11 protein-coding genes are annotated in these 17,671 nt (G+C 34.8%); 3 read left to right on the plus strand and 8 right to left on the minus strand.

The window, feature by feature from the left end:
* The first annotated feature begins 26 nt into the window (after positions 1-26).
* Together BTR34_RS06225 and BTR34_RS06230 are read left to right on the plus strand one after the other, a co-directional pair.
* Entirely contained in the window at positions 27-7,679 is a 7,653-nt protein-coding gene (locus BTR34_RS06225) for a BspA family leucine-rich repeat surface protein (protein WP_068485190.1), read from the plus strand.
* Positions 7,680-7,685: 6 nt separating this feature from the next.
* On the plus strand, positions 7,686-8,609 hold the full coding sequence (locus BTR34_RS06230) for a PorP/SprF family type IX secretion system membrane protein (protein WP_068485191.1): 924 nt from the start codon (positions 7,686-7,688) through the stop codon (positions 8,607-8,609).
* Between the two features lie 69 nt (positions 8,610-8,678).
* Here BTR34_RS06230 and BTR34_RS06235 read toward each other — a convergent pair whose 3' ends face one another.
* The 4 genes from BTR34_RS06235 to BTR34_RS06250 all read right to left on the minus strand — a co-directional run bounded on the left by BTR34_RS06235 (position 8,679) and on the right by BTR34_RS06250 (position 12,672).
* On the minus strand, positions 8,679-9,521 hold the full coding sequence (locus BTR34_RS06235) for a pseudouridine synthase (protein WP_068485192.1): 843 nt from the start codon (positions 9,519-9,521) through the stop codon (positions 8,679-8,681).
* A 75-nt stretch (positions 9,522-9,596) separates the two neighbouring features.
* Complete coding sequence (locus BTR34_RS06240) at positions 9,597-10,502, minus strand: geranylgeranylglycerol-phosphate geranylgeranyltransferase (RefSeq protein WP_068485193.1); 906 nt, start codon at positions 10,500-10,502, stop codon at positions 9,597-9,599.
* Between the two features lie 12 nt (positions 10,503-10,514).
* The gene (locus BTR34_RS06245) at positions 10,515-11,453 is read right to left on the minus strand and encodes a mevalonate kinase family protein (protein WP_068485194.1); all 939 of its coding nucleotides are present in this window, start codon (positions 11,451-11,453) and stop codon (positions 10,515-10,517) included.
* 136 nt (positions 11,454-11,589) lie between these two features.
* A complete protein-coding gene (locus BTR34_RS06250) occupies positions 11,590-12,672 on the minus strand; it encodes a diphosphomevalonate/mevalonate 3,5-bisphosphate decarboxylase family protein (protein WP_068485195.1) in 1,083 nt (360 codons plus the stop codon).
* An 81-nt stretch (positions 12,673-12,753) separates the two neighbouring features.
* Between BTR34_RS06250 and BTR34_RS06255 the strand changes: the two genes are divergently transcribed.
* The gene (locus BTR34_RS06255; protein ID WP_068485196.1) at positions 12,754-13,227 is read left to right on the plus strand and encodes a TspO/MBR family protein; all 474 of its coding nucleotides are present in this window, start codon (positions 12,754-12,756) and stop codon (positions 13,225-13,227) included.
* A gap of 68 nt (positions 13,228-13,295) precedes the next feature.
* On the opposite strand, the gene BTR34_RS06260 is transcribed toward BTR34_RS06255, so the two are convergent.
* Genes BTR34_RS06260 through BTR34_RS06275 form a run of 4 tightly spaced genes read right to left on the minus strand, consistent with a single transcriptional unit; the run spans position 13,296 to position 17,645 of the window.
* Positions 13,296-13,838: a DUF1697 domain-containing protein gene (locus BTR34_RS06260; RefSeq protein ID WP_068485197.1), complete on the minus strand. Its 543-nt coding sequence runs from the start codon at positions 13,836-13,838 to the stop codon at positions 13,296-13,298.
* Entirely contained in the window at positions 13,835-15,121 is a 1,287-nt protein-coding gene (locus BTR34_RS06265) for a BaiN/RdsA family NAD(P)/FAD-dependent oxidoreductase (protein WP_068485198.1), read from the minus strand. Before BTR34_RS06265 ends, BTR34_RS06260 begins: the two co-directional genes overlap by 4 nt.
* Positions 15,121-15,810, minus strand: a complete 690-nt coding sequence (locus BTR34_RS06270) for a glycerophosphodiester phosphodiesterase (RefSeq protein ID WP_235843227.1) — start codon at positions 15,808-15,810, stop codon at positions 15,121-15,123. The genes BTR34_RS06265 and BTR34_RS06270 overlap by 1 nt, the downstream gene beginning before the upstream one ends.
* Before the next feature lie 59 nt (positions 15,811-15,869).
* On the minus strand, positions 15,870-17,645 hold the full coding sequence (locus tag BTR34_RS06275; RefSeq protein WP_068485200.1) for an alpha-amylase family glycosyl hydrolase: 1,776 nt from the start codon (positions 17,643-17,645) through the stop codon (positions 15,870-15,872).
* Positions 17,646-17,671 lie beyond the last annotated feature (26 nt).

The following is a 17,671-nucleotide window of genomic DNA, read 5'->3' on the forward strand; positions in this document are numbered from 1 at the left end:
CACATACGTGAGTTTAAAATTACAATATGCCTATATTTAAAAAAAGTACTACCCTATTACTTTTGTTCTTAAGTGTTAATCTTTTTTCCCAATCATTTACCACTATTTGGAATACAAATAATATTGAGACCGGTTCGTCGGCAGCTAATCAAATTACCATACCTACAAACCCAGCATACACAACGTACAACTATAACGTAGATTGGGGAGATGGCACCACTGACACAGGGGTTACAGGGAATATAACACATACCTATGCAACTCCTGGATTACATACTATTAGTATAACGGGTATATTCCCATCTATTTTTTTTAATGATGAGAACGCCAATGACAAACTTAAACTCATAGAAATATTAGATTGGGGCACAATACAATGGCAAACCATGGAAAATGCTTTTTTTGGTTGTGAAAACATGAATTTTGATGCCATAACTGCTCCAGACCTTTCACAAGTTACCAGTCTTAAAAACATGTTTCGTGGTGGCACATCTTTTAATGGTATTTTAAATACTTGGAATATCAGCACTATTACAGATATCTCGGGAATTTTTGCTAATTGCACCATTTTTAATAGACCCTTAGATAATTGGACAACAAATTCTATTACTGATATGTCCGAAACCTTTAAAAACACTTCTTTCAATCAGCCCCTAGATAATTGGAATACTTCATCGGTCACAAATATGAAAGAGATGTTTTATGCCTGTGTTAACTTCAATCAAAACATTAATAATTGGAATGTTAGTTTGGTTACTGATATGTCTGGTATGTTCGTTGCCTGTAGAAGATACAATCAACCTTTAAACAATTGGAATGTTAGTCAAGTGACCGACATGAATACAATGTTTTTTAGAACAAATGACTTTAATCAAAACCTTAGTAATTGGCAAGTGGGGAATGTTACTAATATGAGTCGTATGTTTCATGAATCTGCTATTAGTTACCCGATGAACAATTGGGATGTTTCTAAAGTAACTGACATGTCACAAATGTTTGCAGACACCCCTAACTTTAATCAACCATTAAATAATTGGGATGTTTCAGCTGTTACCGATATGTCGCAAATGTTTGAAACGGCAAGAGTCTTTAACCAGCCACTAAATGATTGGGATGTTTCAGCTGTTACTGATATGTCTCAAATGTTTGCATCATGGACCGCATCATACCCAGTGGCTTTTAATCAACCACTAAATCTATGGGACGTTTCAGCTGTTACTAATATGTCCCAAATGTTTTCAAACAATCAAATTTTTAATCAAAACTTAAATGATTGGGTTGTTTCTTCAGTTACTCAAATGCAACAAATGTTCAAAAATGCAGATGCATTTAACCAACCTTTAAACAACTGGGATGTTAGCAATGTTACGAATATGCAACAAATGTTTCAACAAAACGATGGTTTTAATCAACCATTAAATAGTTGGATAACTACTAGCCTAACAAATATTTCCTCAATTTTTGCAAATAATACAATTTTTAACCAACCTCTAAATAATTGGAACGTTTCTAATGTAACTAATTTCCTTGGCGTATTTAATAGTGCTACGGCATATGATCAAAATTTAGGAGATTGGAATATAACTTCAGCAACCAATATGTCCAATATGCTATCGAACAGTGGCATATCACAAGAGAATTATGATACTATTTTAACTGATTGGTCTGCACAAAGCGTAAATTCCGGTATTACCTTGGGTGCAACCAATCTACAGTATTGTGATGCTCTTAACCAACGCCAAAGCTTAATTGATACTTATGGATGGACTATTTCTGGTGACAGTGTCAATTGTTCGTATGTATTATGTACCGAAATTACCATGCCAGCAAATGGCGATACCCAAGTTCCTGCCAATAGCGATATTAGATGGGCTCCAGCGCCAAACGCTACAGGTTATAAAGTTACAGTAACTAGAGATGATGGTTCTGGACCAGTGGAAGTTTACAACCAAACACTTGGGGCAACTAATGTTGGCGTCGATTTCACCAATGAATTTAACCCAGGTGATGAAGTATCTGTTTTAGTAATTCCTTTTAATGATGAAGGTGATGCTGTAGGCTGTTCACCTATTACTTTTACAGTTGTCGAAAGCTGGGTAAATAGTCCAGACGCATTTAAACTAACCTATGACACAACAATTTTAGAAAATGGTACCACAGCAGCTAATCAATTAAAAATAGAAGCCAACACTGGTTATCCTGATTATCTTAGCTATGATTATTCTATTGATTGGGGAGATGGACAATACAATAACCATGTTACCAATACTATTACACATACCTATTTAACTCCAGGTGTTTACACAGTATCCATTATAGGTACATTCCCCGCTCCCCTACATTATTATTCCAATACGGATTCTATTAAATTACTTTCTATAGATCAATGGGGTACCCAGGTATGGCAATCTATGAATATGGCTTTTTATGGTTGTGAGAATATGGAATACAATGCAACCGATATTCCCAACCTTTCACAAGTGGAAAGTATGTACAATATGTTTAATAGTTGCAATTTATTTAATGGAAATATCGATAATTGGAATGTTAGCAATGTGACCGATATGTATGGTGTTTTTCTTGGTGCAAGGGCATTTAACCAGCCATTGAATAGCTGGAATATTGGCAATGTTACCACAATATCTGCTATGTTTCTTGGCACAGACTCCTTTGACCAGCCTTTAAATAACTGGAATACAGGTAATGTAACGAATATGTCCAGAACCTTTCAGAATACTGATGTTTTCAATCAAGATATTAACAACTGGGATGTAACCAATGTAACAAACATGTCAGGCATGTTCTCAAGAGCTGAACTTTTTAACCAACCCTTAAACTTATGGAATGTTGCCAAAGTCGAAGATATGAAAGAGATGTTCTACTATGCCGAAGCTTTCAACCAAGATATTGATGGGTGGGATGTTAGTAAGGTAATAGACATGAGTGGTATGTTCAATACTGCGAGATCATTTAATCTTCCGCTAAATAGTTGGGATGTATCTAAAGTAAACAATATGGCGAATATGTTTAGTTCTGCAAACGCATTTAACCAACCATTAAATAATTGGGATGTTACTGCAGTAACTAATACTAGTGGAATGTTCAGTAGCGCTTCAGTATTCAATCAAAACATTAACAGTTGGAATTTGACCAACGTTCTTACCATGCGATCTATGTTTAATTATGCTTTAGCATTTAACCAACCTTTAAATAGTTGGGATGTAAATAGTGTGGTAAATATGAATAGTGTTTTTCGTGGCGCATCTTCCTTTAACCAACCTCTAAACAATTGGGACGTAAGTGCAGCTGCGGATATGAGTAGTATGTTTGAAGATGCTTTACTATTTAATCAACCAATAAACACTTGGGATGTAAGCTCGGTTACTTTAATGGAATCTATGTTTGAAGATGCAGCGGTATTTAACCAATCTTTAAATAATTGGGATACGGCTGTAGTAACCACCTTTGAAGCTATGTTTAAAAATGCCATAGTTTTCAATGAAGCTATTTCTAATTGGAATACTGGCGAAGCTTTAACTATGGCAGAGATGTTTAGTGGAGCAACTACTTTTAATCAAAATATTGACCTTTGGGATGTTTCTTTCGTTAACACTATGAGAGCTATGTTTAATGATGCCAGTGCTTATAACCAAACTATGAACTCTTGGAATGTTGCATCAGTTACTACAATGGAAGATATGTTTAAAGGTGCATCCGCATTTAATGAAAACATAAGCGATTGGAATGTAAGAGGGGTAAATACCATGGAAGAAATGTTCAGTAATGCTACTACCTTCAACCAAAATATAAATAACTGGCGCATATCTGGTGTAAGCAATATGGACTATATGTTTAGAGAAGCATCTGCTTACAATCAAATAATGGATTTATGGAATTTGGGTAATGTTTCCATGCGTTCAACTTTCTTTAATGCTACTTCTTTAGATCAATACCTAGGAGATTGGGATGTAAGCGGTGTCACGAACATGAACGATATGTTAGACAATACTGCACTTACTAGGGAAAATTATGATACTACACTAATTGCATGGTCGGAACAAACGGTTACTAGCGGTATTACCTTAGGTGCCCAAGGATTACCTTATTGTGATGCTATTGAGGAAAGACAATCTATGATAGATAATTATGGGTGGACGTTTGACCTAGATGTTCGTGATTGCCCAATTCCCGAATGTACGCAATTAACTTCGCCTTTAAATGGAGACACAAATGTACCTGTTAATACTAACCTTACTTGGAATGCCGCACAATTTGCCCAAGGTTATTATTTAACTGTCGGAACTACACCTGGAGGTAATGATGTGGTAAACAATGAAACTATCACCAACGAAACTACTTATGAATTTGCTTCAGATTTTAATACTGGCGATACCGTTTATGTAACCATTACACCTTTTAATGATGAAGGTAATCCTGGTGTCTGTACTGAAGAGAGTTTTAGTCTTTCAAACACCTTACCAACCATACCTGAATGCACATCTTTAATTTCACCTGCTAATGGCGTCAGCGATGTTTCAGTTTCTACGGACTTAAGCTGGAACGCTATTTCAAACGCAGATGGGTATAGATTAACCGTCGGCACAACCACCGGAAGCAATGATATTCTTGATGATGAAGATGTAGAAAATGTTACTGCGTATGATTTAATGGCCGACCTCCCTGAGAACAGTGATATTTTTATTACTATAACACCTTACAATGACCAAGGCGATGCATTTAGCTGTATAGAAGAAAGTTTCCATACCGAAATTATACCTGTACCACCAACTTGTACTAATTTAACTAGTCCGGCACACCAAGAAACCGGAGTGTCTATTGATACGCATTTAAGTTGGACAGCAATACCTGAAGCTTTAGGATATATTGTAATAGTAGGCACAACTGAAGGTGGAAATGAAATTGTAAATAACGTAATAGTTGAAACTATAACTTCCTATGACATTCCAAACGACTTGCTTGAGGGCAGAACATATTATGTCACTATAATTCCCTATAACAACGAGGGCGATGCAACAGGTTGTACAGAAGAAAACTTTACTACGGGAGATTCAACTAGTCCGCCTTCATGTGCAGTTTTAACCTCACCGGTAGACGGTTCTACTCAAATAGCAATTGATACCAATTTAAGCTGGAATGGCTCTGGGTCTGCAGACGGGTATCGTCTTACAGCAGGGACAACGTCCGGAGGAACGGATATTTTCAGCGATGACCTTGGTGATGTAACCACATTTGACTTCGTAAACGACTTACCAGAAAATGATACTATTTATATTTCTATTATTGCTTATAATACGAATGGTGATGCTACAGGTTGTACAGAATATACTTTTGAAACCACAGGGCCACCAGAATGCTCAACATTAATTAGTCCTGCAAATAACGCAACTGATATTGCTGTAGATACGTCTATTGAATGGAGTGCCGTTACTGATGCCGATGGTTATAAAGTAACTGTCTTAGGAAGTAACAGTACAGCTAATAATATGACCAATTTTGAGGTAACCACAGGCACCTCCTTTGATTTTACAAATGATTTTACGCAAGGTGAAACTGTTACGGTAACTATAATTCCCTACAATGCCAATGGTGATGCTACTGGTTGTACGACAGAAAGTTTTACAATAGTACCGCCACCTGTACCCTTATGTACTACACTTATTTCACCCGCTAACAACACAATTGATAATGCCATTAATAGTGCTATTGAATGGAATGCAATTGCTGGTGCAGATGGATATAAATTAACGGTGGTTGGAAGTGTGACTACCGCAAATAATTTGAATGAATTAGAAATAACCTCAGGTACATCTTACGATTTTTTAACTGATTTTGAACAGGGCGAAACGGTTTCTGTTTTAATTGTTCCTTTTAATACCCAAGGTGATGCCATTGGGTGTACGGCAGAAAGTTTTACGATAAAGCCAGTACCTGCTTGCACTAATTTAAACGCGCCAAATAATGGTGACACAGAAGTAAGTACGAATACCTCTATTTCATGGAATGCTATAACCAATGCCGTTGGTTATTTTATAACAGTAACGGCGAGCACTAGTACTATAAATAACCTAATCAATTATCAAACAACAGATATTTCATATGATTTTAGTTCAGATTTTACCCAAGGTGAGACCGTTTCTGTGTCCGTAACTCCCTATAATGAATCTGGAAATGCAATTAGTTGTGTTACAGAAAGTTTCACTATTGAGGCTGTTCCTGCATGTACAAATTTAATTGCACCACTAAATGGATCTATAGGTGTAGCTGCAAATATAGGAATAGAATGGACAGAAATAAGTGATGCTCAAGGCTACAGACTTACCATTACTGGTAGTAGCAGTACAGCAAATAACGTAACCAATTTGAATATTGCCTCTGGAAATTCCTATAGTTTTTTAAATGATTTTGAACAAGGAGAAACAGTTACGGTTAACATAACCCCATACAATAATGCTGGCGATGCAATTGGTTGTACTACGGAAAGTTTCACAATTAAATCCATCCCAAATTGCACAACATTGATTGCACCTGTGGACGGAGCTGTATTAGCAGAAGTAAACGACATAACATGGAACACAATTACCGATGCAGATGGATACAAATTAACCATTACCGCAGATAATAGTACGGCAAATAATGTAACAGACCTAGAGGTTATAGGTAATAGCTATACTTTTCCTTATCAATTTAACGAGGGCGAAATTGTAACAATTACTATTACTCCTTTTAACGAGGTTGGTGATGCTGTTGGTTGTGCTTCTGAAAGTTTTACAATAAGGCCTTTACCGTCTTGTACAAGTCTAATTTCTTCTTTACAAAATGGGAATGCAATTTCTATTGCTACGGATATTGAATGGAACGCCGCTGTCGATGCAGATGGATATCGCATTGCTATAGGAACAACTTTAGACGGAAACGACATTGTAGACAATGAAGATGTTGCTTCTTTAACCAGTTATATTCTAAATGAAAACCTACCTTCAGAAACATTGATATTTGTAAAGATCACTCCTTATAACACTTCTGGAGATGCTATAGGGTGTAGTTCTCAAAGCTTCACTACCGAAGTTATTGCACCTGCTTGTACCGTATTAACGAGTCCGGCAAATGGAGAAACCGATGTTTCCTTAACAAGTACAATATCGTGGGAAGTAGTTGAAAAAACAATTGGATATCGTATTTCAATAGGTACTGCTATAGATTCCAATGATATTGTTGACAATCTTGATATGGGGCCCTCTACAGAGTATTCCCATAACGAAGAGTTTCCTTTTGATACTGAAATTTTTGTAACCATAACCCCTTACAATAGTGCTGGTGATGCTAGCTCTTGCGTAGAACAATCATTTACAACTATTATTCCTGAAGATGAAACCAAATATGGATTCTCACCAGACGGAGATGGTATAAACGAGTATTGGCATATTGAAAATATTGACTATTACCCGGAAAATGTGGTGAGCATTTATAACCGTTGGGGCGACCTTGTTTTTCAAATCGATGGTTATGATAATGCATTGAACGTATTTTCGGGTACTGCTAATAGGCGTACCAAAGTTGGTGCAGACCAATTGCCTTCTGGAACTTACTTTTTCAAAATTCAAATAGAAGGTGAAACCATTTTAAGAAAAACACAAGGTTTCCTTGTTCTAAAGCGATAAAACAGCATGCAATATTTATATAAAAACATCGCATTCATAGCATTCATTATTGTCGTATTGTCTAATAACGCAATGGCACAGCAGACCCCAACATTTTCGGAGTACAACTACAATCCTTACTTAGTGAATTCAGCCTTTGCAGGTCTTGCCCCTAGTGCGGAAATTGGGATTAGTAATACGGGGACATTTAACCAGTTTGAAGGTAGTCCAAAAAGTTTTGCACTAAGCTTTCACTCCCCATTAAACAGAGGTAAAATTGGTTTAGGCGCGGGTCTTATTCGTGATGAAATAGGTGTCACTACTTCTACTAGTGTCTTTGCTACTTATTCATATAAAATCTTTTTCGACACCAAAAGCAACAGACCTTATTGGCAAATTTACACTCCAAATTCATTGTCCTTTTCTATATCTCCTGGAGTTCAGCAGTATCAGGACAATCTATTGGAACTTGGCATAATGGACGACCCTAATTTTGCCATGAATATAAATGCTACAATACCCACTATTGGACTTGGCTTTCTGTTAAACTTGGCAAATGTTTATGTAGGTGTTTCTACACCTAATGTTATTGGGGACATGCTTGTGTCCGATGACAACGTGGATATTAATGTTCCTTATTACGGATATTTAGGCTATCGGTTTTTCTCTAATAAATTCGAAGAACTAATGATCAAACCTAACCTGTTACTTAAATATGAAAACGGTGCTCCTTTTCAGGTGGATATGAACGTTGCGGTAAGTTTTAAAAACAGATTTGAACTTGGTACAGGTTATAGAACTAATTCTTCTATAAATCTTTTAGCCGGTATTTACCTATTTAAGAATATTAGAGCTATTTATAGTTATAATGTCGCGATGAACGATTCTCCTTTAGGAAACACCCATGGTATTATTGCAACGTACCGTTTTGGAGATGGGTTTAGCCAATAGTATAACAATTAAATTACATCACCGCAAGACCATCTGAATTTATGAGTCTGTCGTTATAATTAAACAATACTATTTAATCATTTTAAGATTAATAACCTCTTGGCTAGTTAAATATCTCCAGTGTCCTCTTGGCAAATCTTTCTTGGTAAGTCCTCCGTAAACTACTCTATCCAATTTTTGAACTTTATATCCTAGTGTATCAAAAAGGCGTTCTACAATTTTATTTCTAGAACTATAAATTTCAATACCTACTTCACGTTTGGGCGCATCGTTTATATAACTAATGTCTTGAACCCTTACTACCTTTTCATCTACGACAACTCCTTCTTGAATTTTCTTTAAATCGGAACTTCGTAATTCTTGTTCCAATACAAGATGATAAATTTTACGCAAACCGTTTATTGGACTTTTTAAAGTCTTTGTCATGTTACCATCATTAGTAAACAAAAGCAACCCCGTGTGATCCTTTTCCAATTTGTCTACTGGCAATAATTTTGACTTTGAAGCACTAGATATTAAACCAGATACATGTCTTTTTCCTCTTTCGTCGCGTATGGTAGTAACAAAGTCTTTAGGTTTATTAAGTAATACGTATTCTCTCTTTACCGGATTCAATAGTTGACCATCGAATTTAACCTCATCTGTCAATTTCACCTTATAACCCATTTCTGTAATAGGTTTTCCGTTTACGGTTACATTACCAGCCGCAATATATATATCAGCATCTCTACGTGAACATACACCAGAGTTTGCCACATATTTATTTAGTCGAATAGAATTTGGGTCTGACGGCTTATTAGGAGTTACCGTTTTTTTAATTGGAGCATTGCCACGCGCATAGCTCTTCTTTTTAAAATTACCACCTTGTCTGCCTGAAGCATTTTTTCCCCTACTAGAATCGTCCCTACTCATAACTGTACCAATTTTGCACAAAGGTAGCAAATTGCATTGCCGTTCAAATAGTTATATTGAACATATTCTCAATAACTACAGTATTCTATTTAATACTAAGTCCACATCTATTAACAAAATACTAAAAACACCCACTACTATAATTAGCTTTAGAATATTATGTAACCACACATAGTCTTTTTTAGTTTTAGATTTTAAAAGAAGAAAGATAAATACGACCAACAATAAAATACAAATACCAAAGTAAAAATCCATATAACCGACATCAAACCTAAACAATAAAAGCAATAATGGTAATAAGGTTAAAAGTATTAGTAGGGATATGATGACTTTTGATGTTTTTGCCCCATAAATAATTGGTATTGTTCTATAGTTTTGGGCAATATCCCCAGAAATATTTTCCAAATCTTTAATCATTTCACGTGCTAAAATCAAAAGGAACAAAAAAACAGCATGAACAAATATGACCGATTGAAAATTTTTATAGTAAACAAAAACTACGAAAAAAGGGGTGATTGCTAACGATGCGGAGATAATATTACCTAAAAATGGAATTCTTTTTAATTTATGCGAATAGATCCAAATACCAAATATATACGAAGAGAAAAAAAAGACGGCTCTAAAAGACACATAACTTGCTGCAATAACCGCCAAAAAATTAAGCACAAAATAAGTTGTTAGCTTAAATCGTTGGCTAACTAAACGATCTAGCATACTTTTTCGTGGTTTATTTATAAGGTCTTTTTCTGCATCGTAGAAATTATTGATAATATAACCTGCGGCAATAACCATTGTAGAAGCAACTACAATAACAAAAAGGTTAACATCAAATACCACTTTACGCAATGGTAGATCTGGTGCTAAAATATATATAGATGCCAAGTATTGTGCAAGTGCTATAACAAGAATATTATAGCCTCTAACCACTGAAAAAAGACTCAATACCTTTAATAGTAAGAGTTTATTTTTTCTATTAAGCATTCTGGAAATTTCCTAAAAATTATAAACTACTTCAAGTTTGTAGTCTTTTAGTGCAGTTTTTGCCTTTTCAAAATCTTCTGTAAAACCTAAAATGTACCCACCACCGCCAGAGCCACACAGCTTTAAGTAATAATCATTGGTGTCTATTCCGTTTTTCCATAAGTCATGAAATTTTGCTGGTATCATTGGCTTAAAGTTATCAAGAACAACATGGGAAAGTTGCTTTAAATTACCAAATAATGATTGTATGTTTCCATTTACAAAATCCTCTACACAAGCATCGGTATGTTTTATGAATTGGTTTTTAAGCATTTTTCTGAAACCATCGTTCTTCATCTGTTCCATAAAAATCTGAACCATAGGTGCTGTCTCCCCAATTATACCACTATCTAATAAAAATACAGCGCCTTTACCTTCTGCATTTTGCGATGGAATACTTGTAGATTCTATATTATCTTTAGAATTTATCAATATAGGTAAACTTAAATAACTATTTAATGGATCTAGGCCAGATGATTTGCCATGAAAAAAAGACTCCATTTTACCAAAAATTGTCTTTAATTTTAATAGTTTTTCTCTTGTTAAATTCTCTAGAACCGTAATTTTATCGTTTGCATACTTATCATAAATTGCAGCTACCAATGCTCCACTACTACCAACACCATACCCTTGCGGTATAGAACTATCAAAGTACATACCAGCAGCTACATCAGTTTTTAAAAGTTCTAAATCGAAAGAAACCAATTTTGGCTCCTTTTCAGTAAGATGCTCTAAATAATGAGTAAAAGCTTCTAAACTTTTATTTGATTTTAATGCTTCTTTCGAAGGATTGGCATCAGATTTCAAAGCTCCTTTATAAAAGTTATAGGGTATAGACAATCCTTTAGAATCTTTAATGATACCGTATTCTCCAAAGAGAAGAATTTTAGAATAAAATAGTGGTCCTTTCATATTTTAAAGGTGGGCAATTATGAAATGTTACTTATAAATATAATCAAAGTTAAGCGTTATGCCATTACTTGTTAAAAAAAATAGGCAATTCGCTTAACTACAAACGGAATAATGGGTACAATCGTACGTCTATCCCCTACAACTTCTTAGCACCCAGACCAATTCGGTCGCAAATATACTGTCCATTTTGACAATAAGGCACTAATTTCTCTATAATAAATGGAAAAATGATATCCTTTTCACCTTCCGGATATAATACATGTACATTTGCACCAGCATCTAACGTAAAACACACATGCGTTCTAGATTCCTTTCTAAACTTCCAAATTTCATTAATAATAGAAAGGGTATTTGGCTTCATTAATATAAAATACGGATGACTGGTCATCATCATAGCGTGTAGAGTAAGCGCCTCGCTTTCAACAATTTCAATAAACCGTACTAAATTTCCTTCTTTTATTATAGTTTTCAGCTTTGATAAATTTGAATGGGCTTGGTCAAATCTTTGTTGTGCAAATGGATGCCCGTGCATTAACTCGTGCCCTACTGTACTACTCACTTGCTTTTCGCCTTTATCTACCAATAAAATAGTATCATGAAAATTGTGAAAAACACCATGGACTTCGTAGGGATATTTAATCCCATAAAGATTTGAACTCCCTTCAATTGACGGTGTTTCTCCCCATTGAACTATGGTGCCTTCTATACTGCGACATGCACTACCGGAACCTAAACGAGATAAAAACGAAACTTTTCTATTAAAGTGTTCTGGCGACATTGTGCCTGAAAATGATTTTTCCATTTCCATAAAACATAACGCCAAAGCAGACATTCCACTTGCCGATGAAGCTATACCACTACTATGAGGAAATGAATTTGTAGTATTGATAACAAAGTGATAATCTTTCAAAAAAGGCAAATATACTTCTACCCTTTTCAAAAACGTATTTATTTTTGGTTTAAACTCTTCTTTAGATTCTCCTTCAAACAACAAATCAAATGAGAATTCTTCATTTCTATTTTCTCTTTTTTTATACTTTACTTTTGTGGTAGTAGCACATGCAGTTAAAGTAAAACTAATAGAAGGGTTTGCAGGAACTTGATTTTCCTTTTTCCCCCAATACTTTACTAAAGCAATATTACTTGGCGAAGTATATGAAACTTCCCCTTCGTCATTAAGCGTTGTATAGGAATTTGGAATAAAATCTTTTTCTGTCATTAAAACTACAATTTGTGCAAAGATAGTTTTTAGGGTTGTCAATTAAAATAATTCCTTATTTTAGAGCAAAACACTTTTTAATTGAAAAGAAAGATATTCTATGTTGTTTTAAGTATCCTTATCTGTTGCACCATTGGGTTTCTGAGCAGTATTGTTACTCAAAGTTCCGTAAATGATTGGTACCTTACTTTGAATAAACCAAATTTTAACCCTCCTAACTGGATTTTTGCTCCCGTTTGGACCACAATGTATATTCTAATGGGAATTTCTGCAGGTTGGGTATGGGCTAAAGGTTTTCATCATAAATGGGTTAAAACAGGACTCTACCATTTTGGATTTCAATTGTTATTAAATGGATTGTGGAGTATTATTTTCTTTGGATTAAAGCAACCTTTTTTAGCACTTTTGGTAATTTTAGCGCTAATAGTAGTTTTAATACTAACAATTAAATGGTTTGGAATTGTAAGTAAAGTAGCTGCTATACTTTTAATTCCATACCTACTTTGGTTATGTTTTGCTGCAGTTCTGAATTACAAAATTTGGGAGATGAATTAAATTGTCTTGTTATTTAATTTTTACTGTAAAGAAAATCCGTAGACCCCAATGCAAAGCGTTACCTACAACTATGCAGTTGCCATTTTAAGTAATGCTTGCATTGATCTGTAATTTCTAGTAGTTGCTATTAGTTTTAATTTATGCTCAATTAAATTATTATTCAATTTAGCTTTGCCATATCCCTCTCTACATTTTAGATAAATACAGTTTTCATTATAAAAAAATTCTTCATTCTTGAATTCTTCATTTTTAAAACTTTCTAAAACTTCAATCTGTGGCCCACTATTTAATAGAACAAAGTAAATTTTATTCTCTAAAATATCTGTTTCCAATTTAAAAGGATTAAGGGAAATAATTTTCCCTAATTGATCTATTGTCTTAATAAGTACAGGCACTTCAAATCCAAAATTGTTTAAAATAGCTTTTTCAAGAAGCTTTTCTAGTTCGGTGCTATTGGTCCTATCACTTTTGAAAATAATATTACCACTTTGAATATAGGTTTTAACATCTTTTAGTTTTACACTTTCGCATAATTCCCTTAATTCAGCCATGGGTATTTTCTTTTTCCCACTAACATTAATACCTCTTAAAAATGCGATATACGTTTTCATTTAAGTGTTTCCCTGCTATTTAATTCCTTTACCACCCCTTTAGCTGCCAAATACCCACTTGTCCAAGCATTTTGAAAATTAAATCCTCCCGTAATTGCATCAATATTTACTATTTCACCTGCAAAAAATAAACCGGGTAAAATTTTACTTTGATAATTTTTAAAGTTTATCTCCTTTAAATCTACCCCACCTGCGGTTACAAATTCTTCTTTAAAAGTACTTTTACCGTTTACTTGATAGACACCTGCGGTTAATTGTTCTGCTAATGATTGAAGTTGTTGTTTAGAAACTTCTGGCCATGTTGTAGAATCATCTATATGAGCAGCACTTACCAAATTTGCCCATAAACGTTTTGGTATATCTAATACTTTAGTTCTTAAAATCGTTTTCTTTTCTACCTGTTTTACTTTTAAGAATAGCTCTAATAGTCCGGTTTGATGATACTCTGGAACCCAATTTACTTGAATTTTAAATTGATAATTAAAATGCTCTAAAACTCTTGCTCCCCACGCTGACAACTTTAATATAGCCGGCCCACTCATACCCCAATGTGTTATTAACAAAGGACCGCCCGAAGTTAAGCTGGATACATCTTGTTTAGATTTGGCTGTCTTTTTACCAAAATTCTTTTTTGGCAACACATTTACCTCGGCGTAAGTAGAAACACCGGGTATTCCTGATATGCGATCATCCTTTATATTAAAAGTAAAGAGTGATGCAACCGGCGGAACAATTGCATGCCCTAAAGCTGCAATGTAATTCCACATTTTTGGATTGCTTCCGGTAGCTAAAATCAATTTTCTAGTTTCAAGGAAGCTCTCACCTACTTTTAGATTCCAAATGTTTTCACCATTAACTTGTTTGCTTTCAATACCACTTACAGAACAAAGCGTTTTTACTTGAACACCTAATCGTTCCGCTTCAGAAGTAAAACAATCAATAATAGTTTGTGAAGAGTCACTAACCGGAAACATTCTCCCGTCCTCTTCTATTTTTAATGCAATTCCACGTTCTTCAAAAAAGCCGACCGTATCTCCGCTAGCATAGGTATGAAAAGGGCCTAAGAGCTCTTTTTCCCCTCTTGGGTAGTTCTTGCTTAAATTACTGGGATTGAATTCAGCGTGAGTAACATTGCAGCGTCCACCACCAGAGACTTTTACTTTGGTAAGTACTTCTTTACCACGTTCCAAAATAGCAATCTTGGTATTTGGTCTGGACTCAGCAATATGAATTGCCGCGTAAAAACCAGCAGCACCACCACCAACTACAAGAACATCATACATTAATTTACACGTTCAGGAAAATTAGTAATAATACCGTCAACAGCTATTCTTTTCATGGCATTAATATCTTCTGGCTCGTTAACTGTCCACGTATAAATTTTAAAACCTGCATCATGTATTTGATTCGCTATTTCTAAATCTAGCTTTTTAAAATACGGATTAATAGCAACTGCATTTAGCTCTTTTGCTATAGGTATGGCATCTATAGGATTTTCCTCCGTTAATACTGCAATTGCTACTTTTGGGTTAAACTCACGCATTGCCTTTAATTCATCCCAATTAAAACTAGAGATTATAAAATTTTCTGGCGACCAATTCTTTTTTTCTATATAATAATTCATTATAAAATTGACCTTATCTGCAGTACCAGCACCTTTTAGTTCAATATTTAATGCCACCTTATTATCGATAAGTTTCAACACATCTTGAAGCATTGGAATTTCGTGCCCGCCATTAACAATCAATTTTTTTAATTCGAAAATATTATATCCTTCAATACTTCCCGGGCCGTTGGTTAACCTTTCTACTGTTTTATCATGGAAAACCACTATTTCACCACTTTTTATTTTAAAAACATCTATTTCTATCATATCAACACCTAAATCCATTGCTTTTTGAATTGAAGGCAGCGTATTTTCGGTCTCATGGCCCATGGCACCTCTATGACCAATAACTAAAGGTTTATTCATATTACAAGATACTAATGCTAAACCGATAAGTAATACAGTAACTCTACTAAACATATGTTCTAAAATTTTAATTCAAAAATAAAAGATTCTAAAGGATTTAACTCTATTGCTATATGACCTTCCCCATTTTCAATACTTAAAGAATTTTTATGACCATATAGTGCATCTATCAATACATATTTACCACTAGTTAACTGCCATTGCTTCATTAAATCTACAGGTAACTTTAAATCAAAAGAGAACTGTATGTTGGTATCAAAATTTGATACAACAATTAATTTCTGATTTTCGGACCAACGCACGTAAGATAAAACTCTATGGTTATAATCTTCAGTAATTTCTTTATTATAAAAATGAATTTCACGATAAGCACCCATTAAAGCTTCACTTGTACTAGTGAAATTTAACAAGCGTTTATAAAAATCTCGTAATGATGATTCTTCGGGTTTTAACTGACCGCCATCAAATTTCTTATCGTTAACCCATCTTTGGTGATGTGGCACCCCAATATAATCGAATATAGAAGTTCTAGAAGGGCTTCCGAAACCAGGGTTTTCAGCGGCAGGTTCACCTACTTCTTGCCCAAAATATATCATAGTTGGTGACGTACTAATTGTTGCAGAAACTACCATTGCCGGTTTTCCAATTGCTGCATTACCCACAAATTCCGGACTCGCTATTCGCTGTTCATCATGGTTTTCTAGAAAGTGGAGCATATTGTGCTCAATATCTTGCAATCCGTTTTGTACAACTGGCAAGTGGTCTGACCAACCATAACCTTTCATTATATGTTTTATACCATCATAAAAATCGACCTTATCATATAAATAGTCCATTTTCCCTTTATGGATATATGTTCTATATAAATCCGGATTATAAACCTCTGCCATAATAAAAGCATCAGGGTTTTTCATTTTTATAGATGAATTCAAATAGCTCCAGAACTCTACCGGAACCATTTCTGCCATATCGTATCTAAATCCATCAACACCCATTTGTAACCAATAATGGGCTATTTCTCGAAATTTTCGCCAAGAACTAGGAACTACTTTCTTTTTCCAATACTTAAAATGTTCATTGTAATCTTTCTCGCCATAATCATTGGGCAGCATATCAAAATCTAACCCACCATTTGGTCTTACCCCGTAATTGATACGGACAGTTTCGTACCAATCGTTCATATCTGGTTGCGGACTTCGCGAACCATTTCCCGTCCATTTAGCCGGTATTTCTATTAATTTAGAATTGGGTAAATTAGGAGTATCACCACCTAAAGGAACATAACCATCTCGCCATTCTGGATGCTTAAATTGTGTTCCTGGAATGTAATAAAAATTATTGTCCTTTGCATATTCTACCGAGGTATCATCGCCATAACCAAAATCAGAATTGCCTTTAGGATTTGTTTTCCCCTCATACCTTCTTGCTACATGATTAGGAACTATATCAATGATTACCTTCATACCTGCGGCATGGGTACGCATTACTAGCGATTTGAATTCATTTAACCTATTAGCAGGGTCAACTGCTAAGTCTGGGTTAATATTATAGTAATCTTTAACCGCATAAGGTGAACCTGCTCTTCCCTTTACTACATCTGGATCGTCATTAGAAATTCCAAATTCAGAATAATCATTAATTACTGCATGATGCGGAATACCAGTATACCAAATATGGGTTATACCCAAATTTTTAATTTCAGCAAGTGCTTTTTTAGAAAAATCCGCTAGTTTGCCAACCCCATTTTCCTCTATTGTACCCCAAGGCTTATTGTTGGTATTGGTATTTCCAAAAAGTCTGGTAAATACATGGTAAATAACAATTTTGCTTTTCATGAGATACTATTCAATTTCTAAAACAT

This window comes from Maribacter hydrothermalis, from assembly GCF_001913155.1.
GTDB classification, from domain to species: Bacteria; Bacteroidota; Bacteroidia; order Flavobacteriales; family Flavobacteriaceae; genus Maribacter; species Maribacter hydrothermalis.

Bases quoted from the DNA above. Each gene is read 5' to 3' on its own strand.
- BTR34_RS06270 (WP_235843227.1), bottom strand. From the start codon at position 15,810: ATGAATAAACCTTTAGTTATTGGTCATAGAGGTGCCATGGGCCATGAG.
- BTR34_RS06240 (WP_068485193.1), bottom strand. From the start codon at position 10,502: ATGCTTAATAGAAAAAATAAACTCTTACTATTAAAGGTATTGAGTCTT.
- BTR34_RS06225 (WP_068485190.1), top strand. From the start codon at position 27: ATGCCTATATTTAAAAAAAGTACTACCCTATTACTTTTGTTCTTAAGT.
- BTR34_RS06265 (WP_068485198.1), bottom strand. From the start codon at position 15,121: ATGTATGATGTTCTTGTAGTTGGTGGTGGTGCTGCTGGTTTTTACGCG.
- BTR34_RS06275 (WP_068485200.1), bottom strand. From the start codon at position 17,645: ATGAAAAGCAAAATTGTTATTTACCATGTATTTACCAGACTTTTTGGA.
- BTR34_RS06230 (WP_068485191.1), top strand. From the start codon at position 7,686: ATGCAATATTTATATAAAAACATCGCATTCATAGCATTCATTATTGTC.
- BTR34_RS06235 (WP_068485192.1), bottom strand. From the start codon at position 9,521: ATGAGTAGGGACGATTCTAGTAGGGGAAAAAATGCTTCAGGCAGACAA.
- BTR34_RS06250 (WP_068485195.1), bottom strand. From the start codon at position 12,672: ATGACAGAAAAAGATTTTATTCCAAATTCCTATACAACGCTTAATGAC.
- BTR34_RS06260 (WP_068485197.1), bottom strand. From the start codon at position 13,838: ATGAAAACGTATATCGCATTTTTAAGAGGTATTAATGTTAGTGGGAAA.
- BTR34_RS06245 (WP_068485194.1), bottom strand. From the start codon at position 11,453: ATGAAAGGACCACTATTTTATTCTAAAATTCTTCTCTTTGGAGAATAC.